General features: G+C 70.6%; 20 protein-coding genes and 1 tRNA gene. 11 read left to right on the top strand and 10 right to left on the bottom strand.

Going from position 1 to position 26,782, the window contains the following annotated elements:
* Window positions 1-154 precede the first annotated feature (154 nt).
* On the bottom strand, window positions 155-769 hold the full coding sequence (gene phaR / locus ACFSOX_RS22635; RefSeq protein ID WP_378480095.1) for a polyhydroxyalkanoate synthesis repressor PhaR: 615 nt from the start codon (window positions 767-769) through the stop codon (window positions 155-157).
* Window positions 770-1,260: 491 nt separating this feature from the next.
* Here phaR and ACFSOX_RS22630 point away from each other — a divergent pair, with 491 nt between their 5' ends.
* From ACFSOX_RS22630 to ACFSOX_RS22600, 7 genes are all read left to right on the top strand, one after another.
* Window positions 1,261-2,436 (top strand): acetyl-CoA C-acetyltransferase, encoded by a 1,176-nt coding sequence (locus tag ACFSOX_RS22630; RefSeq protein ID WP_378480094.1) that lies wholly within the window; start codon window positions 1,261-1,263, stop codon window positions 2,434-2,436.
* 225 nt (window positions 2,437-2,661) lie between these two features.
* Window positions 2,662-3,408, top strand: coding sequence for a class I SAM-dependent methyltransferase (locus tag ACFSOX_RS22625; protein ID WP_378480093.1), 747 nt, complete (start codon window positions 2,662-2,664; stop codon window positions 3,406-3,408).
* Window positions 3,409-3,670: 262 nt separating this feature from the next.
* The gene (locus ACFSOX_RS22620; protein WP_378480092.1) at window positions 3,671-4,825 is read left to right on the top strand and encodes an efflux RND transporter periplasmic adaptor subunit; all 1,155 of its coding nucleotides are present in this window, start codon (window positions 3,671-3,673) and stop codon (window positions 4,823-4,825) included.
* A gap of 34 nt (window positions 4,826-4,859) precedes the next feature.
* Window positions 4,860-5,555 carry an ABC transporter ATP-binding protein gene (locus ACFSOX_RS22615; RefSeq protein ID WP_378480091.1) on the top strand — a complete coding sequence of 232 codons (696 nt, stop codon included), beginning with the start codon at window positions 4,860-4,862 and terminating at the stop codon, window positions 5,553-5,555.
* On the top strand, window positions 5,552-6,712 hold the full coding sequence (locus ACFSOX_RS22610; protein WP_378480090.1) for an ABC transporter permease: 1,161 nt from the start codon (window positions 5,552-5,554) through the stop codon (window positions 6,710-6,712). Before ACFSOX_RS22615 ends, ACFSOX_RS22610 begins: the two co-directional genes overlap by 4 nt.
* A 1-nt stretch (window position 6,713) precedes the next feature.
* A complete protein-coding gene (locus ACFSOX_RS22605) occupies window positions 6,714-7,892 on the top strand; it encodes an ABC transporter permease (RefSeq protein WP_378480089.1) in 1,179 nt (392 codons plus the stop codon).
* Window positions 7,893-8,002: 110 nt separating this feature from the next.
* Window positions 8,003-8,815, top strand: a complete 813-nt coding sequence (locus ACFSOX_RS22600; RefSeq protein WP_378480088.1) for a molybdate ABC transporter substrate-binding protein — start codon at window positions 8,003-8,005, stop codon at window positions 8,813-8,815.
* A 42-nt stretch (window positions 8,816-8,857) separates the two neighbouring features.
* Here ACFSOX_RS22600 and ACFSOX_RS22595 read toward each other — a convergent pair whose 3' ends face one another.
* From ACFSOX_RS22595 to cpdR, 3 genes are all read right to left on the bottom strand, one after another.
* Entirely contained in the window at window positions 8,858-9,820 is a 963-nt protein-coding gene (locus ACFSOX_RS22595) for a hypothetical protein (RefSeq protein WP_378480087.1), read from the bottom strand.
* A gap of 140 nt (window positions 9,821-9,960) precedes the next feature.
* A tRNA-Val gene (locus ACFSOX_RS22590) sits at window positions 9,961-10,035 on the bottom strand.
* Between the two features lie 238 nt (window positions 10,036-10,273).
* Window positions 10,274-10,636, bottom strand: coding sequence for a cell cycle two-component system response regulator CpdR (gene cpdR / locus ACFSOX_RS22585; RefSeq protein ID WP_272776476.1), 363 nt, complete (start codon window positions 10,634-10,636; stop codon window positions 10,274-10,276).
* Between the two features lie 336 nt (window positions 10,637-10,972).
* On the opposite strand from cpdR, the gene ACFSOX_RS22580 reads away from it, so the two are divergent.
* Window positions 10,973-11,860, top strand: coding sequence for an N-formylglutamate amidohydrolase (locus tag ACFSOX_RS22580; RefSeq protein ID WP_378480086.1), 888 nt, complete (start codon window positions 10,973-10,975; stop codon window positions 11,858-11,860).
* A 369-nt stretch (window positions 11,861-12,229) separates the two neighbouring features.
* On the opposite strand, the gene ACFSOX_RS22575 is transcribed toward ACFSOX_RS22580, so the two are convergent.
* A complete protein-coding gene (locus ACFSOX_RS22575; RefSeq protein ID WP_378480085.1) occupies window positions 12,230-13,525 on the bottom strand; it encodes an MFS transporter in 1,296 nt (431 codons plus the stop codon).
* A gap of 295 nt (window positions 13,526-13,820) precedes the next feature.
* Between ACFSOX_RS22575 and hisN the strand changes: the two genes are divergently transcribed.
* Entirely contained in the window at window positions 13,821-14,606 is a 786-nt protein-coding gene (gene hisN, locus ACFSOX_RS22570) for a histidinol-phosphatase (protein ID WP_378480084.1), read from the top strand.
* A gap of 133 nt (window positions 14,607-14,739) precedes the next feature.
* On the opposite strand, the gene ACFSOX_RS22565 is transcribed toward hisN, so the two are convergent.
* The 4 genes from ACFSOX_RS22565 to ACFSOX_RS22550 all read right to left on the bottom strand — a co-directional run bounded on the left by ACFSOX_RS22565 (window position 14,740) and on the right by ACFSOX_RS22550 (window position 19,187).
* Window positions 14,740-15,000 (bottom strand): hypothetical protein, encoded by a 261-nt coding sequence (locus tag ACFSOX_RS22565; RefSeq protein ID WP_378480083.1) that lies wholly within the window; start codon window positions 14,998-15,000, stop codon window positions 14,740-14,742.
* Between the two features lie 178 nt (window positions 15,001-15,178).
* The gene (locus tag ACFSOX_RS22560; protein WP_378480082.1) at window positions 15,179-16,963 is read right to left on the bottom strand and encodes a cisplatin damage response ATP-dependent DNA ligase; all 1,785 of its coding nucleotides are present in this window, start codon (window positions 16,961-16,963) and stop codon (window positions 15,179-15,181) included.
* On the bottom strand, window positions 16,960-18,033 hold the full coding sequence (locus tag ACFSOX_RS22555; protein ID WP_378480081.1) for a ligase-associated DNA damage response exonuclease: 1,074 nt from the start codon (window positions 18,031-18,033) through the stop codon (window positions 16,960-16,962). Before ACFSOX_RS22555 ends, ACFSOX_RS22560 begins: the two co-directional genes overlap by 4 nt.
* A 56-nt stretch (window positions 18,034-18,089) precedes the next feature.
* Window positions 18,090-19,187, bottom strand: coding sequence for a quinone-dependent dihydroorotate dehydrogenase (locus ACFSOX_RS22550; RefSeq protein ID WP_378480080.1), 1,098 nt, complete (start codon window positions 19,185-19,187; stop codon window positions 18,090-18,092).
* Window positions 19,188-19,335: 148 nt separating this feature from the next.
* Here ACFSOX_RS22550 and ACFSOX_RS22545 point away from each other — a divergent pair, with 148 nt between their 5' ends.
* A complete protein-coding gene (locus ACFSOX_RS22545) occupies window positions 19,336-21,954 on the top strand; it encodes a ligase-associated DNA damage response DEXH box helicase (RefSeq protein WP_378480079.1) in 2,619 nt (872 codons plus the stop codon).
* Window positions 21,955-22,107: 153 nt separating this feature from the next.
* Window positions 22,108-22,776 carry a ligase-associated DNA damage response endonuclease PdeM gene (gene pdeM / locus ACFSOX_RS22540; RefSeq protein WP_378480078.1) on the top strand — a complete coding sequence of 223 codons (669 nt, stop codon included), beginning with the start codon at window positions 22,108-22,110 and terminating at the stop codon, window positions 22,774-22,776.
* A gap of 100 nt (window positions 22,777-22,876) precedes the next feature.
* On the opposite strand, the gene ACFSOX_RS22535 is transcribed toward pdeM, so the two are convergent.
* The gene (locus ACFSOX_RS22535; RefSeq protein WP_378480077.1) at window positions 22,877-26,671 is read right to left on the bottom strand and encodes a helix-hairpin-helix domain-containing protein; all 3,795 of its coding nucleotides are present in this window, start codon (window positions 26,669-26,671) and stop codon (window positions 22,877-22,879) included.
* Window positions 26,672-26,782: the final 111 nt, after the last annotated feature.

Here is a 26,782-nt window from a genome sequence, read left to right as displayed (position 1 = left end):
CGATACTCGCTCTCGCTGTTACAAGGGTGGGCAAAGGCGCGGAACGCGCCGTGCCCACGCGGTTCGCCGCCGCTGAATCGATCGCGTCGGCACGGCACGCCTTCGGCGCGCCTTTGCCCACCCGACGATCGGCGATGTCGTGACTCGCGCCGCGTCAGCTCGCGGCGCCCTTGTCCTTCTCGGACTCGGAGAGGCGCTCGAGGCGCTTCTGCATGTCCTCGAGCTGACGGCGCAGCGCCTCGATCTCGCCCGGCTGCGCCTCGGCCTTGCTGTCGATCCGCTCGGCCGCCGGCTCGGACTCGCCGGCCTCGCTGCGCCGCGCGAAGGGCGTGAACATCGTGAAGGCGCGCTGGAACATCTCCATGTTCCGCCGCACCTGCTCTTCCATCGAGCCGAAGCCGCCGACGCCCCAGGTCTGGGTCATCTGCTCGCGGAACTTCGACTGCTCGCGCGAGAACATGTCGAGCGAGGACTCCAGATAGCGCGGCACCAGCATCTGCATGCTGTCGCCGTAGAAACGGATGAGCTGACGCAGGAAGGCGATCGGCAGGAGGTTCTGGCCCTGCTTGCCCTCCTGCTCGAAGATGATCTGGGTGAGCACCGAGCGCGTGATGTCCTCGCCCGTCTTGGCGTCGTAGACGACGAAATCCTCGCCCGACTTCAGCATCGCGGCGAGATCCTCGAGCGTGACGTACGTGCTCGTACCGGTGTTGTAGAGCCGCCGATTGGCGTATTTCTTGATGATAACCGGGGCTTCCGACTTGGCCATGGCGCTGTCGCTCTGCAACTGGGATGTCTGTGGGCGCGTCCTGTAGGATCGTCCGTAAGATCTCGGTGCGGAAGGTCTTGTGCGCGTGCCCCAAAACGAGCTCGGGGTCCAAAAAATAGGCGAAATCTTCGGCGTCGGCTACCGTTTTGTGTGAGCATCCGCAAAAAGCTCGGAGGCCGGCATCGCCCTGCACGTCGCGGGGTCGCGACCCGCGACCTGCCGCCGCAGCGGCGACCCTGGGCGCGTGCCCGGGCGCTACCCCCCGGGCTCTCGACCCGGGACACGAACGTCGACCACGGGCGTCGTCAGCGATTGTCGAGGTGAGAGCGGCTGTGCCAAGCTCGTCGAGATCCGGCCTCCGGCACCGTCCGGAGATCGTCGCAGACAACCGATAATCGAGGTCACGACCGAACGGGGCCCGCGAATCACGCGGCACGCAGGGCGGACTCGCCCCTGCGGCCGTCCGAACGCAAACCAGGGAGCTTTCGAACATGGCAGACGACATCGTCATCGTCGGCGCGGCGCGCACGGCGGTCGGCAATTTCAACGGGGCGTTCAGCACCCTCCCGGCCCACGAGCTGGGCAAGGTCGCCATCAAGGCCGCGTTGGAGCGCGCCGGGGTCGAGGCGAAGGACGTCTCCGAGGTGATCATCGGTCAGATTCTGGTCGCCGGGCAGGGCCAGAACCCGGCCCGCCAGGCGTCGATCGGCGCCGGCATCCCGGTCGAGGCGCCAGCCTGGGGCATCAACCAGCTCTGCGGCTCGGGCCTGCGCTCGGTGGCGCTCGGCGCCCAGCAGCTCCTCGACGGCGCCAACGGTGTGGTGGTGGCGGGCGGCCAGGAGTCGATGACGCTGTCGCCGCACTTCGCCTATCTGCGCAGCGGCGTGAAGATGGGCAGCCTCGAGCTCGTCGACACCATGCTGCGCGACGGCCTGTTCGACGCTTTCCACGGCTACCACATGGGCGTCACGGCCGAGAACGTCGCCAAGAAATGGCAGATCACCAAGGCCGAGCAGGACGAGTTCGCGGTCGGCTCGCAGAACAAGGCCGAGGCGGCCCAGAAGGCCGGCAAGTTCAAGGACGAGATCGTTCCGGTGACGGTCAAGTCCAAGAAGGGCGACACGGTCGTCGACACCGACGAGTTCCCGCGCCACGGCGCCACCATCGACCAGATGGCCAAAGTGCGGCCCGCCTTCGACAAGGAGGGCTCGGTGACGGCCGCCAATGCGTCGGGCATCAACGACGGCGCCGCCATGGTGGTGCTGATGCGGCGCAGCGACGCCGAGAAGGGCGGGCACAAGATCCTCGGCCGCATCGCCTCCTGGGCGCATGCCGGCGTCGACCCGGCCATCATGGGCACGGGGCCGATTCCGGCCACCCGTGCGGCCCTGGCGAAGGCCGGCTGGAAGCACGAGGATCTCGATCTGGTCGAGGCCAACGAGGCCTTCGCGGCGCAGGCGCTCGCCGTCAACAAGGAGCTCGGCTGGGACACCTCGAAGGTCAACGTCAACGGCGGCGCCATCGCGCTCGGCCATCCGATCGGCGCGTCGGGCGCCCGCATCCTGGTGACGCTGCTGCACGAGATGGCCAAGCGCGACGCCAAGAAGGGCCTCGCCACGCTGTGCATCGGCGGCGGCATGGGCATCGCCATGTGCATCGAGCGCTGACGGCGCGACACGCGACGGCTCGGCCGGGGGCGGCGTGCCGCCTCCGGCCTTTCCTCTCCGGGCGGGCCCGGCGCAAATCGGTCACCTTTCCGGCGATCTCGATTTGCGTTCGGGCCCGCGCCGCGTTTTGATCGCCCCGCCGTATTCGGTCTCGCCGGCGCGCGCCGAAGCCGCGCTCGTCCGCTGCACCAGAGTTCAGTCACCCGAGAGTCAGTCACCCGTCCCATGTCGCTCGACGTCGTCGACCTGCGGAATTTCTACGCCCAGCACCTCGGGACGGTGGCGCGCCGGTTCGTCGGCCGGGGCATTCGGTCGCGCTGGGCCGACACCCGCGGCCAGCGGGTGCTCGGCATCGGCTATCCGACGCCCTATCTCGGCCTGTTCCGCGAGCATGCCGAGCGCTGCCTCGCCTTCATGCCGGCCCAGCAGGGCGTGGTGCGCTGGCCCTCGGCGCGGCCGACGCTCGCCGCCCTGGTCGAGGAGTACGACCTGCCGCTGACCGACGCCGCGGTCGACCGGGTGCTGCTCGTTCATGCGCTGGAGATGGCCGAGGACGGCCTGTCGCTCCTGCGCGAGGTGTGGCGCGTGCTGGCGCCGAGCGGCCGCATCCTGGTGGTCATCCCCAACCGCCGCGGCCTGTGGGCCCGCATGGACACGACGCCGTTCGGCTACGGCCGTCCCTATTCGCGCACCCAGATCGTCCACCTGCTGCGCGAAGCCTCGTTCACGCCGACCTCGTGGGGCGAGGCCCTCTACATGCCGCCGATCGGCAAGCGCTGGTTCCTGCGCTCGGCCCTCGCCTGGGAGCGCACCGGCGCGACGCTCGCCATGCCGTTCGCCGGCGTCCACATCGTCGAGGCGACCAAGCAGGTCTACCGGGTCGCCCCGGCGCGGCGCGAGAAGCGCCGCCTGGTGCCGAGCCTCCAGCCGGCACTCGAGCCGATGCCGGGCGCGGTGGCGCGGCAGGGGTGACCCGACGCCCCGCGACTCTTCGTCCCGCCGCATCGGCGATGCGCTGCCGCGTCCGCACCGAGCCCCGCGCGCGACATTCAGGATGCCGCGCGAAAGTCGACCATCCGCGGGTCACGATGTTGCGCTAGGCCGGTTGCGGCCGTATCTCAGGGCCACCATCGAGATCGGAGGTCCGGCGCCCCCGCCCGGTCGTATTCCGACCACGAGACCCGACATCTTCCGGGACGCCGGCGCGTCCGGAGCGAGGGATGGACGACGGCGGATGGACGACCGCACGAAGCTTCTGCAGTCGCTGTCGATCGACCGCAGCCCGGCGGCCGCGGCGCCGCGTCGTCGGCTGTGGCCCGTGCTGGTCGGCGGCGTCGCGGCCGGGCTCGCGGCGGCGGCCGCCGTCTGGACCGTCGTGCCGCACGAGGGCGCGCCGTCCGCCCCGCGGGTGGCGGCCGAGACGTCGGCGCCCCCGACCCCCGCCCCGCCGACCGGCCCGCCGACCGCTCAGCCGACGACCGGCCCGGCTCCGGCGACCGTCGGCCAGGCGCCGGCCACCGCTCCGGCCGCGCGGCCACGGGCGGCCGGTCTCGCCGCCTCCGGCTACGTGGTGGCGCGCCGCAAGGCGACGGTCGCGGCCGAGATCACCGGCAAGGTCACCGAGACGCTGGTCGAGGAGGGCATGGTGGTGGAGGCCGGTCAGCCGGTCGCCCGCATCGACAGCACGCTCGCGGCGACCGACCTCGCGCTCGCCGCCGCCAGGGTCGAGGCGGCCGACGCCGCCGTGACGGCGATCTCGGCGGATCTGCGCGACGCCGAGCGCATCCTGGAGCGCACACGCAGCCTGTCGCAGAAGAGCTTCGCCACCGAGGCCGACCTCACCCGCACCGAGGCGCGCGTCCACGTGCTGCGCGCCCAGCTCGCCCAGGCCAAGGCCCAGAAGGCGGCCGCGACGCTGGATGCGCGGCGCGCCGGCGAGGTGTTGGAGAAGCACACCATCAAGGCGCCGTTCGGCGGCGTCGTCGTCGACCGCAGTGCGCAGCCCGGCGAGATGATCTCGCCGATGTCGGCCGGCGGCAGCTTCACCCGCACCGGCATCTGCACCATCGTCGACATGGAGTCGCTCGAGGTCGAGGTCGACGTCAACGAGGCCTTCATCGGCCGGGTCCACAAGGGCGGCCCGGTGCAAGCCGTGCTCGACGCCTATCCGGACTGGATCATCCCGGCCTATGTGATCGCCATCGTCCCGACCGCCAACCGCGAGAAGGCGACCGTCAAGGTGCGGATCGGCTTCCGCGCGAAGGATCCGCGCATCCTGCCCGACATGGCCGTCAAGGTGACGTTCCTGGACGACACCGCGGCGAACGGCGGGAGCGGCGGCCCGGCCGGCGCCGCGACCGCGCCGGAGCGCGCTGCCGCCGCGCGGTGACCATCATCCATTCTCCAGCGGAGCGACTGCGTCGATGTCCGACATGCCTCTCGTCCGTCTCGCCGGCGTCAGCAAGGGATTCGTCAAGGGCCGCGACGCCATCACGATCTTCGACCGGCTCGACCTGACGATCCCCGAGGGCGACTTCGTCGCCGTGATGGGGCCGTCGGGATCGGGCAAGTCGACGCTGCTCAACCTGGTCGGCGGCATCGACCGCCCCGACGCCGGCGAGGTCGTCGTCGCCGGCTCGCGCATCGACACGCTCTCGGAGGGGCAGCTCTCGCGCTGGCGCGCCGCGACGATCGGCTTCGTGTTCCAGTTCTACAACCTGATGCCGATGCTGTCCGCCGCCCAGAACGTCGAGCTGCCGCTGCTGCTCACCAACCTCGGCAAGGCGGAACGCAAGCGTCACGTCGAGACCGCGCTGACGATCGTCAACCTGGCGGATCGCGCCAAGCACTACCCGCGCGAGATGTCGGGCGGCCAGCAGCAGCGCGTCGCCATCGCGCGCGCCATCGTGTCGGACCCCAAGCTCCTGCTCTGCGACGAGCCGACCGGCGACCTCGACCGCACCTCGGCGGACGAGATCCTCGGGATGCTGAAGATCCTCAACCGCGATCTCGGCAAGACCATCGTGATGGTGACGCACGATCCCGCCGCGGCACGCTTCGCCAAGCGCACCCTCCACCTCGACAAGGGGCATTTCGAGGAGAAGGAGCTGGCGGCGTGAACGACCTCCTGCTGATCCGCAAGAACCTGTTCCGCAAGAAGCTGCGGGCGATCCTGATGATCGTCTCGATCCTGATCGCCTTCGCGATCTTCGGCGTGCTGGCGGCGTTCGAGCGGGCCTTCAACGCCGGCGAGGACGTCTCCGAGGCCGACCGGCTGGTGGTGGTCAACAAGATCAACTTCACCCAGCCGTTGCCGATCGCCTACTTCAACCGCATCGCCGCCGTGGAGGGCGTCAAGGACGTCACCTTCGCCAACTGGTTCGGCGGCTACTATCAGGATCCGAAGAACTTCGTGATCGTCATGGCGGTCGAGCCGGAGAGCTATCTGCGGATCACCGCGAGCGACTTCGCCTTCGGGCCGGAGATGACGCAGGCCTTCGTGCGCAACCGCACCGGAGCGCTGGTCGGCCGCGCCCTCGCCGACAAGTGGGGCTGGAAGGTCGGCGACCGCATCCCGATCTCGTCCAGCATCTTCTCGCAGAAGAACGGCACCCACACCTGGGACGTCACCATCGTCGGCATCTTCGACAAGGCGAAGCCGCAGGGCGACTCCAACCTGATGTTCATCCAGTACCCGTATTTCGACGAGACCCGCTCGTTCGCCAAGGACACGATCGGCTGGCTGATCCTGAAGACCGAGTCGTCGGCCATCAACGACCGGGTGATCAAGACCATCGACGCGATGTTCGCCAACTCCTCCTGGGAGACCGCGACCGACACCGAGAAGGCCTTCAACAAGGCTTTCGTGGCGCAACTCGGCAACGTCGCCCTGATCGTCACGCTGGTCGTCGGCGCCGCCTTCGTCACGATCCTGATGATCGTCGGCAACACCATGGTGATGGCGGTGCGCGAGCGCACCCGCGAGATCGCCGTGCTCAAGACGCTCGGCTTCTCGGGTGCGCGGGTGCTGAGGCTGGTGCTCGGCGAGACACTGCTGCTGGCCTTCATCGGCGGCACGCTGGGCCTCGCGCTCGCCACCGTGTTCACCTACTTCATGCGCAACACGCTCGCCATGTTCGTGCCCGGCCTGCAGATGAGCCCCGGCATCGTGCTGACCGCGTTCGGGTTCATGGTGCTGCTCGGGCTCGCCACCGGCCTGGTGCCGGCCCTCAACGCCTTCAAGCTGAAGATCGTCGAAGCGATGGGGCGCGGCTGACATGCTGAAGCAGATCGCCGCCGTCACGGCCATCAACCTGCGGAGCATCCCGCAGCGCTTCTGGCTGTCGCTGTCGACCGTGGTCGCGGTCGCCCTGGTCGTGATGGTGCTCTTGTCGTTCCTCGCCATGTCGGCCGGCTTCCGCCGCACGCTCGCGAGCTCCGGCGCCGACGACATCGCCATCGTGCTGCGCGCCGGCGCCCGGGCGGAGCTGAACAGCGTCATCGCGCGCGACCAGGTGCGCCTGCTGGAGGACGCGCCGGGCGTCGCCCGCGACGCGCAGGGCAAGCCGCTCACCTCGGCCGAGCTGTATCTCGTCGTCGACGGCATCAAGCGCACCACCGGCACCAAGGCGAACCTGCCGCTGCGCGGCATCGGCGAGAGCGGCGCGGCGATCCGCAAGGGCATCCGCCTGGTCGAGGGCCGCATGTTCGAGCCCGGCCGCAACGAGGTGGTGGTGGGCAAGAGCCTGCTGCGCGAGTTCTCCGGCTTCGAGCTCGGCCGCACCGTGAAGTTCGGCACCAGCCAGTGGATCGTGGTCGGCGTGTTCGAGGCCGAGGGCAGCGTCTTCGAATCGGAGATCTGGGCCGATCTGCCGGTCGTGCAGAGCCTGTTCAACCGCCCCAACACGTTCCAGATTCTTCGCGCCCGACTCGCCGACCCCGGGGCACTCGGGGCTCTCAAAGCTTATAACGACGGCGATCCGCGCTTGAAGCTCGACGTCAAATCCGAGAAGGACTACTTCTCGGAGCAGTCGTCGCAGACCTCGGATCTGATCCAGAAGCTCGGCTGGCCGCTCGCCATCGCGATGGCGTTCGGGGCGCTCGCCGGCGCGCTCAACACCATGTACTCGTCGGTCGCCTCGCGCTCGGTCGAGATCGCGACGCTGCGCGCCATCGGGTTCGGCGGCTTCCCGGCCTTCGTCGGCACGTTGGTCGAGTCGCTGCTGCTCGCCGGCATCGGCGGCGTCATCGGCGCGGTCGCCACCTTCCTGGTCTTCGACGGCTTCTCGGCGGCGACGCTCGGCGCGAGCTTCACCCAGATCGTGTTCAGCTTCCAGCTCACACCGGGCCTGATCGGCCAGGGCGTGGCGCTCGCCCTGATCGTCGGCCTGATCGGCGGCCTCCTGCCGGCGATCCGGGCGGCCAGAATGCCGATCGTCCAGGGACTGCAGGGGTAGAGCGGCTTTCGATCGTGACGGTTCGGCTCCGATGTCCGCGCTGGACAGCGGCCGCGCGGTCGCGGACGATGCGGCCGCCGGTTCCGCTCCGCCTCACCCCCGAGGATCTCATGTCGATCGTCTCTCGCCTCGTCGCAACTCTCGTTGCCACATCTCTCGTTGCCGCGACCGTCGTCGCCGCGCCCCTGGTCGCCGCGCTGGCCACCACCTCGCCCGCCGCCGCGGCGGACATCAAGGTGCTCACCACCGGCGCCTTCAAGCCGATCGTGCTGGAGACCGTGGTGCCGTTCGAGAAAGCCACGGGCCACAAGGTCGAGGTGGTCAACGACACGGCCGGCGCACTGGTGCGCCGGGTCGAGGGCGGCGAAAGCTTCGACGTGATCGTGCTCACGCCCGCCGGCCTGAAGGGCCTCGCCGAGAAGGGCCGGATCGCGGCCGGTCCGCCGGTGCCGCTCGCCCGCGTCGGCATCGGTGTCGCGGTCGCGACGGGCGCGCCGAAGCCGGACATCTCGACGGTCGAGTCGTTCAAGAAAACGCTGCTCGCTGCGAACAAGGTCGCGATGATCGACCCGGCCTCGGGCGGATCGAGCGGCATCTACCTGATGAAGCTGTTCGCGCAGTGGGGCGTCGCCGATGCCGTCAAGGCCAAGGCCGTGCTCGTGCCCGGCGGGCTCGTCGCCACCAAGGTGGTGTCGGACGAGGCCGATCTCGCCATCCACCAGGTCAGCGAGATTCTCGCCGTGAAGGAGGCCGTGCTGGTCGGCGCGCTGCCGGCCGAGATCCAGAACTACACGGTCTATGCGGGCGGCCTGTCGGTGGCGCCGCGCGACCCCGCCGCCGCGACGGCGTTCCTGACGGCGCTGGCGAGCCCGGAGGCCGCGAAGCTTCTCGAACAGAAGGGCATGCTGCCGCCCGGGCCGTGACGGCGGCGGGCACGACGCGTCCCGCGACGACGGGACCAGGCGTCAGCGTGCGTCGGCCCCCAGCGGCGGGCGCGGATGGGCGTGCAGCATCATCAGGCGGCCGGCGCCGGCCGCCAGCGCGTCGGCCAGGACGGCGGCGAGCCGCAGTGCCAGCGCGATCGCGGCGGCGTCACCGCCGACGACGGGCGCCAGCAGCACGGTCAGCACCACCTCGCGTACCCCCAGCCCGGCCGGCGCGCCCGGCATGACGAAGCCGGCGAGCCACGCCGCGGCGCAGACCGCCGACAGCGAGACGAGATCGCGGGTCACGTCCGGGGCGACGAGGCCGATCAGGGCGTCGAGCGCCAGCCCCATGGCCGCGAAGGTCGCGATGTCGAGGCCGACCGCGAACAGCATCCGGACGACGGCGCGGCGCGAGGCGAACACGCGGGCGACCACCGAGCGCTGCAGCACCACCATCACCAGCAGCGCCACACCGGCCATGCCGGTGACGGCGAGCGAGAACTCGCCGGCGATGCGGAACGGCAGGCTCCCGTCGAACCGGCCGAGCGCCGCCGCGATGCCGACCAGGATGCCGGTGGCGGTGAGCAGGCACAGCGCCTCGGCCATCGCCACGGTGAGCGATTCGCCGATCGTCACGCCGAACGGGGCGAGGGCCGCGTGCCGGTGCGCGTATTGCAGCACGTTGCCGGGCCGGTAGCGGTCGAGCTGGGTGTAGAGGAAGATGCCGAACAGGCAGCTCTTGCGCATCGTCGGCCGCACCAGAAGGCGCAGCAGCACCACCCAGCCGATGCCGGTCGCGACGGCGCCGAGCGCCTGCAGGCCGGTGGCGCCGAGCAGCACCGCGAGGCTCTCGCCGGGCGCCGTGACGAGCGCCGCCGGCAGTCCGTGGACGACCGCCTGCCAGACGACGAAGGCTATCCCGGCGGCGCTGGCGAGCGGGCCGAGATGGTCGGCGAAGCGGCGGGTCGCGGTCGGCGCCGCGGCGGATTTCAGGTCGGTCATGGGGCGCCCGGGCAGGAGCAGGGCCGAGCCGCCAGCTATGTCACCCCGGCCCGCCGGTCACAAGCACCGCCCCACCGCATAAGTGCTCTCCCGATGGGAGAAGGCCGGCGCTCCGACGTGTGGGAAGCGGGTCGGGACGATGGTGGGCGCGACAGGGATCGAACCTGTGACCCCTACCATGTCAAGGTAGTGCTCTTCCGCTGAGCTACGCGCCCGCCGTCGATGACGGCTTCGGGAGACGGGCCGAGGGCCGGTTCCCGGCCGGAACCGAAGTCCCGGGCCTCGGCGTGGTCGGGGCCGAGGTGAGGGTTCCTATATCGGCTCGCCGGGGCCGGGGCAAGGGTGCAGACGAAGGTCGTGTGACGGTCCGGAGCGGCAACCATCCCTGCGGCGACTGTCGCGGCGGCGACCGGACGCTCCGCTCCGCCGGCCGGCGGATGCCGAGCCTCGGCCTCAGGCCGCGGTCAGCATCTTCTGGACCTCGGTCACCAGCTCGCGCAGGTGGAACGGCTTCGACAGCACCTTGGCGTGCTTGGGGGCGGCCGAATCGGGGTTGAGCGCGACCGCCGCGAAGCCGGTGATGAACATGATCTTGATGTCGGGGTCGAGCTCGGAGGCCCGGCGGGCGAGCTCGATGCCGTCCATCTCCGGCATCACGATGTCGGTCAAGAGAAGCTGGAACGGCTCCTCGCGCAGCCGGTGATAGGCCGACAGGCCGTTGTCGTAGGAGGTGACCTCGTAGCCGGCGTTCTGCAGCGCCTTCACCAGGAAGCGGCGCATGTCGTTGTCGTCTTCGGCCAGCAGAATCCTGGACATCCCTTCACCCGGCTGTTCCATCGCGCGTCCCTCGGCCGAAGACTCGGCCGGCCCCGTGCCCGGTCCCTTGTTCAACATTCCATAAGCGCGAGTCCTGGTAAACACGAAGTGAAGCAGCCGGCGATCGGGCCTCGATTGCGCATCGATCGTGCATCGAACTTGGCACGGCCTGTCACATGATGGACAATGATGACGTCCGGGCGACGCGACCGTCGCGCCGTCCGGCGGCGGGGCCGCGCCCCGGCCTCCTTTTCCGGATCACCGTGCCGCGACGCCGTTGCCGCGACCGGCCCGTCCGGGCTCGTCCCGACCAGCACCCAGGTCCGCCTTAGCCGCATGTCCGATTCGCCCGACGAGCTCGATCCCCCGTTCGACCTTCAGGAGCCCGCCGTCGCGGCCGGTCCGCTGGTGTTCAACTCGCCGCACAGCGGCAGCGTGTATCCGCGGATCTTCCTGGAGACGACCCGGCTCGATCTCGCGACCCTGCGGCGCTCCGAGGACACGTTCGTCGACGAGCTGTTCGCCGGCGTTGTGACGCGCGGCTATCCGCTGATGCGGGCGTTCTTCCCGCGCTGCTATGTCGACGTGAACCGCGAGCCCTACGAGCTCGACCCGCGCATGTTCGACGGCCGCCTGCCGTCCTATGCCAACACCCGTTCGATGCGGGTGGCCGGCGGGCTCGGTACCATCGCCCGGGTGGTCGGCGACGCGCAGGAGATCTACGGGCGCCGCCTGCCGATCGACGACGCCCTCGCCCGGATCGAGACGCTCTACAAGCCGTATCACCGGACCTTGCGGCGACTGCTCGGACGCACGCAGCGGGACTTCGGAGTCGCGGTGCTGATCGACTGCCACTCGATGCCGTCGAGCGCCGGGCCGCGCGACGAGCGCCCCCGCGCCGACGTCATCCTGGGCGATCGCTACGGCACCAGCTGCTCGCCCCTCGTCTCCGCCGCGGTCGAGACGGCGCTGCGTGACCTCGGCTATGGGGTCGGCCGCAACAAGCCCTATGCGGGCGGCTTCATCACCGAGCATTACGGCAGCCCGGCCAACGGCATCCACGTCCTGCAGTTCGAGATCAACCGCGGCCTCTACATGGACGAGCGGCGGCAGACGCGGGCGGCCGGGTTCGAGCGGGTGATGGCCGATCTCGAGATCGTGGTCGATCGCCTCTCCGAGCTGGCGCCGGACGATCTCAAGCCTTGCCGCGCGGCCGCCGAATAGCCACTTCGACGCTAGTCTTTCGTGCTTGTGTATAAACACGAGCACGGCGCGTCATAATTGTTCGTGTCGGTGCGAGCATTCAGGGTTGATCAATCATAACGCGCAAGACGTCTACGCACGGTCGTGCCGCTCACGTCCAAGTTATAGTTGCCGGCTGCCCAAGTGTAGCCACAAAAAAAGAGGCCGCCAGCGCGTGCCAGCGGCCCAAGTCTAGGGAGGAAACGCCCAAGGAGGGCGGCGGTAACACGAGCGATCGCGCTACCGCACCGCAGAAATATGTCATCGCAACGCACCAATTGCAAGCCGAGCCCGGCATAGCGGCTCCGCGCTTCGCGGGCTTTTCGGCGACAGTTGCTTTCGCGCCATAGACTATCGGAGTCGGTCGCGGACCTTCACGTAGGCCAGCACACCGATTAGGCAGAACACAAATTGTGCAAAGAAAACCGCGCGGTATGCGTCCAGCGGAGCACGCCCGGCGACCGGGGCGAAGTGGTGGATCAATAATCCCCCGAGAAGCTGCGACAGAAAGCCGCCCCCCATTGTCCCCATATTCATGAGTGTCATGCCGCGGCCGACCAAGCGATCGGGAAAGCAGGCGCGCCCATGGGCGATCACCACGGGCAGGAAAGCCGAGCAGAAACCGAAGGCGGCGAGCCACGCCCACAGGGCCGGCGCCGGCAGGGTGCCGAGGACGGCCAGCAGCAGGAGCAGCAGGGCGGTGGCCAGCGCGCCGATCAGCGTCGGCACCTTGTAGCCGCCGAACACCCGGTCGGCCGCGCCCCAGACGATCATGCCGGCGACCTGGGTCAGGGCCGGCACGAACAGGAGGGCGCCGCGGGCGGTCAGATCGTGGCCGTAGGCGTCGGTGAGGTAGGGGCCGCCCCACAGGCCGACGACGAGCGCGAAGCTCGAATAGGCGGTCAGGTTCATGACGAACAGGCGCGGCGCGTCGGGCAGCCGCCACACCGCGAGGACGCCGCGCAGCCCGTCGGCGACCGTCTCGCGGCGCGTCTCGGGCGCCGCCTGCGGCTCGCGCATCAGCACGGCGACCAGGAGCGCGATCAGGCCCATCAGCCCGGCCGTCGCGGCAAAGGTGGCGCGCCAGCCGACCGCCGCGCTGGCGAGCGCCAGCGGCGCCGTGGCGAGGAGCGAGCCGAGCGTGCCGACGCCGAGCTGCAGGCCGGCGAGCGTCGCGAACCTCTCTGGTGGAAACGCCCGGGCATAGAAAGCGAGCGGCGCCATCAGGTAACAGGCGGTGCCGATGCCCATCAGGGCGCGGGCGACCAGGAGCTCGGTCGCGGTCTCGGCGGCGGCGAACAGGAGCGTGCTGCCGATCACCAGGCCCGCGAAGGCGAGCATGACCCGCTTCGGACCGAAGCGGTCGATCGCCACGCCGAGCGGGATCTGCACGGCGACGAAGACGAAGAAGAAGACGCTCGACACCAGAGCCAGATCCTTGGCGGACAGGCCCAGATCGGCCGTCAGGGTCGGCGCCAGCACGGCGATGCCGTTGCGCAGGAACTGGCTCACCACATAGCCGGCGCCCAGCGTGGCGACGAGCGCCATCACGCGTGCGGTCGATCGCGGGGCCGATCGCGCCGCGGTGGCGCGGACGGCGGTGCCGCCGCCGGCCGGGACGGCCGGTCGGGACGAATGGTCGGTCATGGAGCGGATCCCGGCGGGCCGGTGGCGGCCCGCCGCCGTCGTCGCATGCGGGCGGCCGAACCCGCAAGCCGCCGTTGCGATCCGCCTCTGCGAGCCGCCTGCGAGCCACCCGCGGGCCGCCCGGCGAGTGGCGGCCGGTCGCGGCGAGACCAACGGCCGGGTTGCCCGCCGCCGCGACCTCTTATACGCCATCTGGGTGTGGGGCGGCCGCCGGCGGCGGAGCCGCGCCCGGACCGACACGGATCCATTTTCATCGCAGGCCGCGGGATTGCCCCGCCGGGGCGAGGGGCCATCAATGACGGCAATCGATTTTTCGGCGTTCATCGACCGCCTGGCGACCGTGTCGGGAGAGGCGATCCTGCCGTTCTTCCGCACCTCGCTCACCGTCGACGACAAGAACGCGGGCGGCGCCTTCGACCCCGTCACGGCGGCCGACCGGGCGGCCGAGCTCGCCATGCGGGCGATGATCCGCGACACCTTCCCGAGCCACGGCATCGTCGGCGAGGAGTTCGGCGCCGACCGGCCGGAGGCCGAATATGTCTGGGTGCTCGACCCGATCGACGGCACCAAGTCGTTCATCTCCGGCATGCCGGCCTGGGGCACGCTGATCGCGCTGACCCGCCGCGGCACCCCGGTGTTCGGCATGATGCACCAGCCCTATTACGGCGAGCGATTCTCGGGCGACGGCAAGGTCGCCCGCTATCGCGGCCCCCGCAGCGAGCGCGCCATGCTGGTGCGCCCCTGCGAGAGCCTGGAGCGGGCCGTGCTGTTCACCACCAGCCCGCGGCTGATGAACGCCGCCGACCGCGCCGCCTTCGGCAAGGTCGAGGAGCAGGTGCGGCTCTCCCGCTACGGCGGCGACTGCTATTCCTACTGCATGCTGGCGGCCGGCCACATCGACCTGATCATCGAGACCGAGCTGAAGCCGCACGACGTCGCCGCCCTGATCCCGATCATCGCCGGTGCCGGCGGCATCATGACGACCTGGGAGGGCGCGCCGCCCGAGCGCGGCGGCCGCATCGTCGCGGCCGGCGACAAGCGCGTCCACGCCGCCGCCCTGATGGCGCTGCGGGCGGGGTGATCGGACGGATCGATCGGTTCGTCGCGCGGCCGCGGGCTTCGGCCGGCTCCCCCCTTGCGGGGCAGAGAGCAGGCCGTGCCGCACGTCGAGGATCGGCTCTCGGGATCGCTGCCGACCAAAAGCCTCGCGCCTCCTACCCGAACCGCACCGCGCAGACGGACGGCAGGGTGTGGCTGATGCCGGCCGAGCCGTCACCCTGGTCCTCGCTCACCCACAGGCCGCCCGTGGTCGAGCCGAAGACGAGGCGCTCGCCCGTGTCGTCGAGCGCCAGGGCGTGGCGGTCGACGACGTCGTAGGCGTGCTTATACGGCAGGCCTTCGGTGAGCAGATCTTCGTCGGCGACGCGTTCGCGGGCGAGTTGCTCGGCTTCCGGGAGCTCGAGACGGGCGACCATGTGGTGCGCGTCTGCGCACACGACATCGGCCTGATCGATCGCCGCGGTTTGTTCCGTCGGTTCGCGCAGCCTCGGACGGGCGGAGGGACGCGGCGGAACAGACCGCAAACTCAACCCGGACCTGTCGACCATCGTCCCGGTTGAGCACGATCGACGTCGTGAACGGCGCGCCCCGCCCTCACCCGCCCTTGCGCTTGCCGGTGCGCGCGGCAGACGTGTCGAGCACGCGGCCGCTGGAGGCGGGTGTCCGCTCGGCAGCGTCGAGCATCGCGCGCAGCGTGTCGAGCCGGTCGGCCTCGCCGGGCGGCTTGTCGAAGCGCAGCCGGCTGATGCGCGGGAACCGCATCGCGATGCCGGAGCGGTGGCGGGTCGAACGCTGCAGCCCCTCGAACGCCACCTCGAAGACGAGGCCCGTGTCCTTGTCGTGCACCACCTCGCGCACCGGGCCGAAGCGGTCGACCGTGTTCTGCCGCACGAACCGGTCGATCGTCAGAAGCTCCGCGTCCGTGAAGCCGAAATAGGCCTTGCCGACCGGCACCAGCTCGTCGCCGGCCGCGCCGTCGCGCCACAGGCCGAACGTGTAGTCGGAGTAATAGGACGAGCGCTTGCCGTGGCCGCGCTGCGCGTACATCAGCACGGCGTCGACGATGAACGGATCGCGCTTCCACTTCCACCAGAGGCCCTTGGGGCGGCCCGGCAGATAGGGCGCGTCGCGCCGCTTGAGCATCACGCCCTCGATCGCCTGGGCGTCCGGTCCGGCCCCGACGTTGCCCGGCGCGGCGCGCGCCTTCGCGAGCGCGTCCCAATCGTCGAACGGGATCTCGGGCGAGAGATCGATGCGCGGCTCGGCGAGCCGCGCCACCAGGGCCGCGAGGCGGGCGCGTCGCTCCAGGAACGGCTTTTCACGAAGATCGTCGTCGCCGTCGACCAGCAGATCATAGGCCCGAAAATGGGCCGGAAACTCGCTGATCAGCTTCGCCGTGACGGACTTGCGGTTCAGCCGCTGCTGCAGCACGTTGAACGACTGCACGCGCCCCTCGCTCACGATCAGCAATTCGCCGTCGATCGCGCCGTCGAAGCGCAACACCTCGACCAGATCCGGAAACGACGCCGAGATGTCCTCTCCGGTGCGCGAGAACAGACGGGCGACGCGCCGTCCGTCCGGGCCGGTGCCGGCCGCCGCCTGCAACCGGATGCCGTCCCACTTCCACTCGGCGACGAAGTCGCTCGGGTTCAAGGTCTTGAAGTCGTCCGCGCCGATCGCGTGCGACAGCATCGGCGGGCGGAAGCACGCCGGATCGTCGGCCGCCGGCCTCTCTCCGCGTCCCTCCACCCAGGCGAACAGATTTTCGTAGGGAGGCGCGAGGCCGGGCCAGAGAATCTCGATCTCGTCGGCCTCCTTGCCGCCGAGCGCCGCCACGGCGGTCTTGGCGAGCCGTGCCGACACGCCGATGCGCAAGCCGCCGGTGACGAGCTTCAGAAGCGCCCACCGCCCGGTCTCGTCGAGCCCGTCGAGCCAGTGCGCGAGCGTGCACGGCAGCTCGGCCTTGCCGAGCGTCTGCAACGTCGTGATCACCTCGGCGAGCGAGGGGGCGTTTCGTGGATACGGAGGCGCCCCCTCACCCGACTCGCCGCTGCGCGGCGAGTCACCCTCTCCCCGCACCCGGGGCGAGGGAAAAGGCGTGGTCGGCGGCGCAGGCCACATCAGCGCCACCGTCTCCGACAGATCCCCCACATAGTCGTAGGACATCTCGAACAGCACCGGGTCGGTGCGCTCGGCGATCAGGGTTCTGATCAGACCCGGCTTGGCGTGCGGGAACGACAGCGCACCGGTGAGGGCGGCGAGCGCGAAGCCGCGCTCGGGATCCGGCGTGCTTCGAAAGTAGTCGGTCATCTGCCGCAGCTTGGCGGTGCGGCCGGGCTCGTAGGCGAGGCGGTCGACGAGGGCGGCGAAACGATTCATGCCGGTCCGCCCGCGGGCTTGCCGCCCGTCGCGTCCTGATCAGGACCGGCGATCGCCGCCTCGACGATCTCCACCTCCTCCTCGCCGTAACCGACGAGATGCAGGGGTTTCGCGCGAAGCCCCTTGGTGCCGCACCAGTGGACCAGCGCCTCCTCGGCGCCGTGGGTGAGCCAGATCTCCTCGGCGCCGGTCGCCGGGATGACCCGGGTGAGGCCATCCCAGTCGCAATGGTCGGACACGACCAGCGGCAGCTCGACGCCGCGCTGGCGCGCCCGCGCCCGGATGCGCATCCAGCCCGAGGCGAAGCAGGCGATCGGATCGGGGAAGCGCCGCGACCAGCGGTCGCCGAGCGCCGCGGGCGGGCACAGCACGACGGCGCCGGCGAACGCGCCCTTCGCCGCGTCGCGCACGGGCCGCAGCTCGCCGAGATCCATGCGGCCCGCATAATAGGACGTGATCGCCTCGACGGCGCCATGGAGATAGATCGGAGCCTCGTATCCGGCGGCGCGCAAGAGCGCGATCAGCCGCTGCGCTTTTCCGAGCGTGTAGGCGCCGACCAGGTGGGTGCGATCCGCGAACAGCCGCACCGATCTGATCAGTTTTTCGACTTCGGCCGCGGCGTCGCCGTGGCGGAACACCGGCAACCCGAACGTCGCCTCGCTGATGAAGACGTGACACGGCACCGGCTCGAACGGCGCACAGGTCGGATCCGGCACGTCCTTGTAGTCGCCCGAGGCGACGATCACGAGCCCGTCCTTCGCGACCCGGATCTGGGCGGAGCCGAGCACGTGGCCGGCCGGATGCAGGCTCACCGTCACGCCGTCGATCACGATCCGCTCGCCATACGCCACCGCCTGCACGGTGCCGGCGAAGCGTTCGCCGTAGCGCAGCCGCATCAGGTCGAGCGTCTCGGCCGTCGCCAGCACGGCGCCGTGGCCCGCGCGCGCGTGGTCGGCGTGCGCGTGCGTGATCACGGCCCGCGCCACCGGCCGCAGCGGATCGATGTGGAAGCCGCCCGCCGGACAGCACAGCCCGGCCGGCGTCGGGACGAGCAGGCTCTCCGGACGCATGCTTTCAACATAGGCACTTCGGCGCGCGATGGGAGGGGGCTGCCGGCTCGCGGCCCTCACCTCACATCCGCGCCCACCACCTCGGACACGTGCTTCACGCCGTCGCGCGCCAGCAGCGCGGCGAGGCCGCGGGTGATCGTCCGCACCACACCCGGCCCCTCGTAGATCAGCGCCGTCAGCAGCGCGACCAGCGAAGCGCCCTTGCGGATCTTGGCGTAGGCGTCCGCGGCCGACGACACGCCGCCGGAGGCGAACAGCACATAGCGGCCGCGATCCATGCGGCGGAAGCATTCGACGAGGCACTCGTCGAGCAGCGCGGCCGACGGCGGGCCGGACACGGCGCCGGGCCAGCCTCTCCACTCCGCCTCGGGCGTGACGAGGCCGTCGCGCCGGCCGCTCGGCAGGTTGAACATGAAGCCGGAGATTTTTCGGTGCCGGCCCGTGATCTCCAGCAGCCGCTCGATCATGGCGACGCCGCCGAGCGGCGACACCTTCAGGAACGATGGACGGCTCGCACAGGGCGTTTCGTCGAGCGCCGTCAGCCAGGCGTCGAGCCGGCCCGGATCGGCGAAGAAATCACAGCCGTCGGTGGTGTTCGGGCAGCTCAGGTTGAACATCAGGTAGTCGGCGGTCGGCGCCAGCACCTGCGCGGCGTGCATGTACTCGGCGATCAGCGCGTCGTCCGTGATCGGCGGCGCGCCGCGGCCCCGATTGGTGGCGACGATGTTGATGCCGAGCGGCACCGGCAGCCGGTGGCCTGCGAGCCGATGCGCCACCGCGGCGGCGCCCTCGTTCGGCACCCCGTAGGCGACGACCAGCGCGCGATCGGCCGGCAGACGAAAGAGGCGCGGCGGCGGATTGCCGGCCGACGGCTCGGCCGACACCGAGCCGATCTCGACGAAGCCGAAGCCGAGCCCGGCGAGCGTCGCCACGGCCTCGCCGTTCTTATCGAATCCGGCGGAGAGGCCGACGGGGCTCGGAAAGTGCAGGCCGTCGACGTCGACGGCGAGACGCGGGTCGTTCACCGCCGTCACGGCCCGCATCAGCGGGGCGAGAGCGCCGGCGCGCGCCCCGGCCGCCATCGCGAGATGGTGGGCGCGCTCGGGATCGAGGCGGAACAGCGCGGGACGCAGCAAGGAGGAATAGAGCGACATGGCCTCGACCCCGTGACGCGTCGAGCCTAGCGCCGGCCCTCGCGGACCGAAACGGCGCAGCGCGCAATCCTGACGGTCGGCCGGCGCGCGAGAATGAACCGCGAACATCGGGCTTGGAACGGGTGCGCCGACGCGCTACCACGAACCGGTGAGCGAGCCCCGACGTTCCGACACGCCCGCGCCGGATCTGCCCGATCCCTTCGCGCGCTGGTTCGCGCAGCGCGGCTGGACGCCGCGCGGGCACCAGCTCGCCCTGCTCGCCGCGGCCCGGGCCGGCCGTTCGACCCTGCTGATCGCGCCGACCGGCGCCGGCAAGACGCTGGCCGGCTTCCTGCCGACGCTGGTGGAGATTTTCGAAGGGCGCGCGACGAAGCGTTCGAAGCGCGCGTCGGGTGGGGGGCTCTTCGCTTCGTCCGAACAGCGGAGCGGCGGCCTGCACACGCTCTACGTCTCGCCCCTGAAGGCGCTGGCCGTCGACATCGCCCGCAATCTCGAGCGGCCCGTGACCGAGATGGGGCTGCCGGTGCGCATCGAGACGCGCACCGGCGACACGCCGCAGAGCCGTCGCGCGCGACAGCGCCGCGATCCGCCCGACATCCTGCTCACCACGCCCGAGCAGCTCGCGCTGCTGCTCGCCAGCGCCGACGCGCCCTATCTGTTCGGATCGCTGCGCCGCGTGGTGCTCGACGAGCTGCACGCGCTCGTCACGTCGAAGCGCGGCGATCTGCTCTCGCTCGGCCTGTCACGCCTGTTCGCGACGGCGCCGGGTGTCACGACGGTCGGCCTCTCGGCGACGGTGGCGGACCCGCAGGAGCTGTCGCGCTTTCTGGTGCCGCAGCGCGGCGGCGACACGGCGGGAGCCGAGATCGTCCGGCCCGCGACCGAGCGGGCCTTGATCGTGCAGGCGGACGGCGGCGCCGCGCCGATCGTGACGATGCTCGACACCGCCGAGCACCTGCCGTGGTCGGGCCACTCGGCCGCCCATGCACTCGCCGAGATCTACGATCTGATCGGCCGCCACACGACCACGCTGGTGTTCGTGAACACCCGCAGCCAGGCCGAATTCCTGTTCCAGGCGCTGTGGCGCGTCAACGAGGACGGCCACGCCATCGCGCTCCATCACGGGTCGCTCGACGTCGCCCAGCGGCGCAAGGTCGAAGCCGCGATGGCGGAGGGGCGGCTGCGCGCCATCGTATGCACCTCGTCGCTCGATCTCGGCATCGATTGGGGCGACGTCGATCTCGTGATCAACGTCGGCGCCCCGAAGGGTGCATCGCGGCTGACCCAACGCATCGGCCGCGCCAACCACCGCCTCGACGAGCCGTCGCGCGCCGTGCTGGTGCCGGCGAACCGGTTCGAGGTTCTCGAATGCCGCGCCGCCATCGACGCGGTCGCCGAGAACGCCCAGGACACGCCGCCGCTGCGCACCGGCGCGCTCGACGTGCTGGCCCAGCACGTGCTCGGCTGCGCCTGCGCGGCGCCGTTCTCCTCCGACGACCTGTTCGCGGAGGTGCGCGCGGCCGCGCCTTACGCGGATCTCGCGCGTGAGGACTTCGACGCCGTGGTCGATTTCGTCGCGACCGGCGGTTACGCGCTGAAGGCCTACGAGCGTTTCGCCAAGACCAGAAAAGGGGCCGACGGCCGCTGGCGCGTCACCCATCCGCGCGTCGCACAACGTTACAGACTCAATGTCGGCACCATCGTCGAGGAGCCGATGATCAAGATCCGGCTGGTGCGGGCGCGCGGCACGGCGACGCGCGGCATGGCGACACGCGGTCCTGCCGGCGTGGTCGGGCGCGCCGGCAAGCTCTTGGGCGAGGTGGAGGAGTATTTCATCGAGGGGCTGGTGCCGGGCGACACCTTCCTGTTCGCCGGCGAGGTGCTGCGCTACGAAGCGTTGGCCGAGGACTCGGCCTACGTGTCGCGCGCCCACGCGGAGGATCCCAAGGTTCCGGTCTATGCGGGCGGAAAGTTTCCGCTGTCGACCTATCTGGCCGGGCGGGTGCGCGACATGCTGGCGACGCCCTCGACGTGGCGGCGGCTTCCTGATCAGGTCCACGACTGGCTCGATCTGCAACGGCTGCGCTCGCGCCTGCCGAAGCCGGGCGAGCTCCTGGTCGAGACGTTTCCGCGCGCCGACAAGCATTATCTCGTCTGCTACCCGTTCGAGGGCCGGCTCGCCCATCAGACGCTCGGCATGCTGCTGACCCGTCGTCTCGAGCGGGCGCACCAGAAGCCGCTCGGCTTCGTCGCCAGCGAGTATGCGCTCGCCGTGTGGGGGCTCGGCGATCTGTCGTTCGCCGTGAAGCGCGGTGCGCTCTCGCTCGACGCGCTGTTCGACGAGGACATGCTGGGCGACGATCTCGACGCCTGGCTCGCCGAATCGGCGCTGATGAAGCGCACCTTCCGCCAGTGCGCCGTGATCGCCGGACTGATCGAGCGCCGCACCGGCGGCGAGGACAAGAGCCGCCGGCAGGTGACGGTCTCGACCGATCTGGTCTACGACGTGCTCCGCAAGCACCAGCCCGATCACATGTTGTTGCGCGCCGCCCGGGCCGAGGCCGCGACCGGCCTGCTTGACATCCGTCGGCTCGGTTTGCTGCTCTCTCGGGTGAGGGGGCGAATCGTCCACGTGCCGCTGCCACGCGTGTCTCCGCTCGCCGTTCCGGTGATGCTGGAGATCGGCCGCGAGTCCGTCCACGGTGAAGCGTCCGAAGCGCTGCTGATGGAAGCCGAGGCGGATCTGCTCAGGGAGGCGATGGGGTGAGGGAAGCGTGGAGGTGAGGGAAGCGTGGGGGTGAGGACTCGGGCCGCCGCGGCGGCGGAACTGATCACATGCGACGAGGGCGGGGGCGTCGAAGGCGCGCGCGCGCGTCGGTCGGTCGGACGTCGGTCGGTCGGGCGTCGGGCGAGCGGCACCGTGGTTTCCGTGGCCGGCGTGTCGCTCGTCGCCGATCTCTCCGGCGCGCTCTATCGGCCCGAGCGGCGCATGCTGCTGGTCGCCGACCTGCATCTGGAGAAGGGCTCGGCCTGCGCGCTGCGCGGCGCGCTGCTGCCGCCGTTCGACACCGCCGAGACGCTGGAGCGGCTCGCCTGGGTGGTCGCCTATTACGATCCCGCCGTCGTCGTCGCGCTCGGCGACAGCTTTCACGATACGGCCGGCGCCGAGCGGCTGACCCCGGAGGATCGCGCGCAGCTCGCGTCGCTCCAGCGCGGGCGCGACTGGGTGTGGATCGCCGGCAATCACGATCCCGTCCCGGGCCGCGACCTCGGCGGCACGTTCACGCGCGAGGTGCGGGACGAGCCGCTGGTGCTGCGCCACGAGCCGGCCGGCCTCGGCACCACGGGCGAGATCGCCGGCCACCTGCACCCGTGCGCCCGCGTCGTCCAGCGCGGCCGCAGCCTGACGCGGCGCTGCTTCGCGACCGACGGCCGCCGCCTGGTGATGCCGGCCTTCGGGGCGTTCACGGGCGGCCTCAACATCCGCCACGCGGCGTTCGCGACCGTGTTCGACGGGGCGGAGTTCACGGCGCATCTGATCGGCGACAGCAAGCTGTTCACGTTCCCGGCGAGCCGCTGCGTGGAGTGAGTGTTTTCTCCACCGCCGTGGGCGTCATCAGTTTCCGCGTGGCCGCGGGCACGGCAGGCTCCCTCTCCCCGACGGGGAGAGGTGAGGAGAAGCGCCGTTCTCACCTGAAATTCCGTCCCTTCGGCATGGCGCTGCGCACCCGTGCGGCGGGAGCGAGATCGTCGCCGAGAGCGGGGGCCTCGCGCAGCAGCACGGCGAGCGACGCACCGGCGCGCTGCGGCTGACGGTTCTCGGGGATCGGCCGCTTGAACTCGTCGCAGCGCGCCAGCGTGTCGATGCAGCCGGCGTCCTCGGCGAGCTTTCTCAGGAGCGGCGTGAGATCGTCGAGCCGCTCGGCGACGACGTGGATCACGCCCTGCTCGTTCTGCAGCCGGCCCGTGACGGCGACCAGCCGCGCGCCGAGCACGATCGGCCTGAACGTCTCGAACACCTGCGGCCAGACGATCACGTTGGCGACCGCGGTCTCGTCCTCCAGGGTCGCGAAGATCACACCCTTCGCCGTGCCGGGGCGCTGGCGCACCAGCACCAGGCCGGCGACACTCACACGCCGGCCCGACGGCAGCGCCGCCAGCCGCGCGTTCGGGATGATCCGGCGGCGGTCGAGATCCGCACGCAGGAACGACACCGGGTGGGCCTTCAGCGACAGATGCAGGTGGCGATAGTCGGCGACGACGTGCTCGCCGAGCCGCATCGGCGGCAGTGCGACGTCGGGCTCCTGCTCGGGCGTCGTGACGCGGGCGAACAGCGGCAGGTCGTCCTTGTCGCCGGCGCGACGCAGCGCCCGCACGGCCCACAGCGCCTGGCGCCGGTCGAGCCCGAGCGAGCGGAACGCATCCGCCTCGGCGAGCGTTTCGAGCACGGCCGGCGAGAGCTTGGTGCGCAGCCACAGATCTCTTATCGAGTCGTAGCCGTCGCCGCGCGCCGCCGCGATCTTGCGCCCGTCCTCCTCCTTCAGCCCGGAGATCTGACGAAAGCCGAGCCGCACCGCATGGGTGGAGCGAATGTCGCCCGCCATGTCGGCATGGCGAGGGTGGAGACGGGATGTCGTGCTCGTCACCACACCCTCCGTCCCGTCAGGCCCGGGCCTGTCCCGGGCATCCACGTCGTCCGGTGGTGCCACGGGCAAGGACGTGGATGGCCGGGACGAGCCCGGCCATGACCAGGCTGCATGATCTGAAACAACCTCCAGCCCGTTGTCCCAGTCGGAAAAGCTCACGTCGATCGGCCGCACTTCGACGCCGTGCTCTTGCGCGTCGCGGACGATCTGGGCCGGGGCGTAGAAGCCCATCGGCTGGCTGTTCAAGAGCGCGGCGGCGAACACGTCCGGATAGCGGCATTTGATCCAGGCCGACGCATAGACGAGCAGCGCGAAGCTCGCCGCGTGGCTCTCCGGAAACCCGTACTCGCCGAAACCCTCGATCTGATCGAAGCAGCGCTCGGCGAAGTCGCGCGGATAGCCGCGCGCCGCCATGCCGTCGATCAGCTTGGCGCGGAAGTACTTGATGGTGCCGACGCGGCGGAACGTCGCCATGGCGCGGCGGAGCTGATCGGCCTCGCTCGGCGTGAAGCCGGCCGCCACGATGGCGATGCGCATCGCCTGCTCCTGGAACAGCGGCACGCCGAGCGTCTTGCCGAGCACCTGCGCGAGCTCGTCGGCCGGACCGTGCTCCGGCGCGGGCGAGGGGAACGTCACCGGCTCGCGCCCCTGGCGGCGGCGCAGATAGGGATGCACCATGTCGCCCTGGATCGGGCCGGGCCGCACGATCGCCACCTCGATGACGAGGTCGTAGAACGCCTGCGGCTTCAGCCGCGGCAGCATGGTCATCTGGGCGCGGCTCTCGACCTGGAACACCCCGACCGAATCGGCCCGCGACAGCATCCGGTACACGGCCGCGTCCTCGGGCGGGATGACCGAGAGGTCGAGGCGGGCGGACGGACTCGGCGCCGCGTTCACCTCTCCCCGCGTGCGGGGAGAGGTCGGATTCGGCGCGTCCAGCGCCGAATCCGGGTGAGGGGGCGTCTCCGTATCCACGAGAGGCCCCCTCACCCGACTCGGACCTTCGGTCCGAGCCACCCTCTCCCCGCGCGCGGGGAGAGGGAAGACGGGAGCCCCGCCGCGGAAGCTCTCCCCGTAATGCCGCTGCAGACAATCCAGCACGCGCCGCAGGCAGGTCAACATGCCGAGCGCCAGCACGTCGATCTTGAGGATCTTCAGGGTGTCGAGATCGTCCTTGTCCCATTCGATGACGGTGCGCTCCGCCATGGCGGCGTTCTCGATCGGCACGAGCTCGTCGAGGCGGCCGCGCGTGATCACGAAGCCGCCGACGTGCTGGGAGAGATGGCGCGGGAAACCGGTCAGCTCGCGCGCCAGCACGAGCGCGCTCGCCAGCCGCGGGTCGGCGGGATCGAACCCGGCGCGCGTCGCATGCTGGTCGGACAGCGCCTCGCGTGAAAATCCCCACAGCGTGCCGGCGAGCGAGCCGATCACGTCCTCGGTGAGGCCGAACACCTTGCCGACGTCGCGCATCGCGCTGCGGCCGCGCCAGCAGATCACGGTCGCGGCGAGGCCGGCGCGCGCCCGGCCGTAGCGGCCGTAGATGTACTGGATCACCTCCTCGCGCCGCTCGTGCTCGAAGTCGACGTCGATGTCGGGCGGCTCGCGCCGCTCGGCCGAGACGAAGCGCTCGAACAGGAGATCGGCGCGCGCCGGATCGACCTCGGTGATGCCGAGGCAGTAGCAGACGGCCGAGTTCGCCGCCGAGCCGCGGCCCTGGCAGAGAATCCCGCGCGCGCGCGCGAAACGCACGATGTCGTGCACGGTGAGGAAATAGGGTGCGTAACGCAGCGCGCCGATCAGCGCGTATTCGTGATCGAGCGCGTGTCGCACCTTTGCCGGCACGCCGTCCGGATAACGGCGGCGGGCGCCCTCCTCGGCATAGGCGACCAGCGCGTCCTGCGGGGTCGCAAAGCCCTCGCGCACCTCGTCGGGATAATCATAGGCGAGCGCGTCGAGCGAGAAGCGGCAGGTCTCCAGGAACGCCAGCGTCTGCGCCACCGCCTCGGGCGCGGCGCGGAACAGGCGCGCCGTCTCGGCCGGCGACTTCAGATGCCGTTCGGCGTTGGGCGCGAGCAACCGGCCGGCGGCATCGAGCGTCGTGTGGGCGCGCACGCAGGTGATCACGTCGTGCAGCGGCCGCCGCTCGGGCACGTGATAGAGCACGTCGCCGACCGCGATCAGCGGCGTCTTCGTCTCGGCCGCGAGCGCCGCGAGCCGGGCGAGTCGTCGCGCATCGTCGCCGTGCCGGCGCATGCAGGCGCCGAGCCAGACGCGGGCGCCGGCGGAACGGAGGGATGCAAACAAGGAATCGCGGCGTGTCCCCTGCCCTTCGGCTTTCCGCTCCGTCATGGCCGGGCTCGATCCGGCCCTCGATCCCTGTCGCGAGATCCTGTCTTTCACGATGGATGCGCGGGGCGAGCCCGCGCATGACGAGGGCGGAGCAACACGTCCCCGCCCCTCCGCCAGAATGATCAGGCTGAACCCCTCGGCCGACGTGATCAGATCGTCGAAATAGAGCGTGCACTCGCCCTTTCCGGCGCGGCGCTTGCCGAGCGTCAGAAGCCGGGTCAGCCGGCCCCAGGCGGCGCGGTCCTGCGGATAGGCGAGGATGTCGGGCGTGCCGTCGGCGAAGACGAGGCGCGCCCCGACGGCGAGCCGCACACCGTGCTCCTTGGCGGCCTCGTGGGCCCGCACCACGCCGGCGACCGAGTTGCGGTCGGCGATGCCGAGCCCCGCGAGCCCGAGCGCCTTCGCCTGCACGACCAGCTCCTCGGGATGCGAGGCGCCGCGCAGGAACGAGAAGTTGGTGGTGACGGCGAGCTCGGCATAGGCGGTCATGGTCGTTGCCGGGCTCTGTCGGCCTTCACGACCTCCGACTCGTCATGCCCAGCCTTGTGCCACGGCTGTCCGGCACGGATTGTGCTTGAAGAGGTGCACGGCATTGATTCT

Origin of the sequence: Rhodoplanes azumiensis, from assembly GCF_042682915.1 — a bacterium.
Lineage (GTDB): Bacteria > Pseudomonadota > Alphaproteobacteria > Rhizobiales > Xanthobacteraceae > Rhodoplanes > Rhodoplanes azumiensis.
The sequence above is the reverse complement of the archived record's forward strand: the minus strand, read 5'-3'. Positions and strand labels throughout refer to the sequence as shown.

Excerpts from the sequence above, each read along its gene's own strand:
- ACFSOX_RS22595 (WP_378480087.1), bottom strand. The coding sequence starts at position 9,820 with ATGACCGACCTGAAATCCGCCGCGGCGCCGACCGCGACCCGCCGCTTC.
- ACFSOX_RS22580 (WP_378480086.1), top strand. The coding sequence starts at position 10,973 with ATGTCCGATTCGCCCGACGAGCTCGATCCCCCGTTCGACCTTCAGGAG.
- ACFSOX_RS22565 (WP_378480083.1), bottom strand. The coding sequence starts at position 15,000 with ATGGTCGCCCGTCTCGAGCTCCCGGAAGCCGAGCAACTCGCCCGCGAA.
- ACFSOX_RS22625 (WP_378480093.1), top strand. The coding sequence starts at position 2,662 with ATGTCGCTCGACGTCGTCGACCTGCGGAATTTCTACGCCCAGCACCTC.
- ACFSOX_RS22560 (WP_378480082.1), bottom strand. The coding sequence starts at position 16,963 with ATGAATCGTTTCGCCGCCCTCGTCGACCGCCTCGCCTACGAGCCCGGC.
- ACFSOX_RS22620 (WP_378480092.1), top strand. The coding sequence starts at position 3,671 with ATGGACGACCGCACGAAGCTTCTGCAGTCGCTGTCGATCGACCGCAGC.
- cpdR (WP_272776476.1), bottom strand. The coding sequence starts at position 10,636 with ATGTCCAGGATTCTGCTGGCCGAAGACGACAACGACATGCGCCGCTTC.
- ACFSOX_RS22600 (WP_378480088.1), top strand. The coding sequence starts at position 8,003 with ATGTCGATCGTCTCTCGCCTCGTCGCAACTCTCGTTGCCACATCTCTC.
- ACFSOX_RS22535 (WP_378480077.1), bottom strand. The coding sequence starts at position 26,671 with ATGACCGCCTATGCCGAGCTCGCCGTCACCACCAACTTCTCGTTCCTG.
- ACFSOX_RS22615 (WP_378480091.1), top strand. The coding sequence starts at position 4,860 with ATGTCCGACATGCCTCTCGTCCGTCTCGCCGGCGTCAGCAAGGGATTC.
- ACFSOX_RS22630 (WP_378480094.1), top strand. The coding sequence starts at position 1,261 with ATGGCAGACGACATCGTCATCGTCGGCGCGGCGCGCACGGCGGTCGGC.
- phaR (WP_378480095.1), bottom strand. The coding sequence starts at position 769 with ATGGCCAAGTCGGAAGCCCCGGTTATCATCAAGAAATACGCCAATCGG.
- hisN (WP_378480084.1), top strand. The coding sequence starts at position 13,821 with ATGACGGCAATCGATTTTTCGGCGTTCATCGACCGCCTGGCGACCGTG.
- ACFSOX_RS22555 (WP_378480081.1), bottom strand. The coding sequence starts at position 18,033 with ATGCGTCCGGAGAGCCTGCTCGTCCCGACGCCGGCCGGGCTGTGCTGT.
- ACFSOX_RS22550 (WP_378480080.1), bottom strand. The coding sequence starts at position 19,187 with ATGTCGCTCTATTCCTCCTTGCTGCGTCCCGCGCTGTTCCGCCTCGAT.
- ACFSOX_RS22575 (WP_378480085.1), bottom strand. The coding sequence starts at position 13,525 with ATGACCGACCATTCGTCCCGACCGGCCGTCCCGGCCGGCGGCGGCACC.
- ACFSOX_RS22605 (WP_378480089.1), top strand. The coding sequence starts at position 6,714 with ATGCTGAAGCAGATCGCCGCCGTCACGGCCATCAACCTGCGGAGCATC.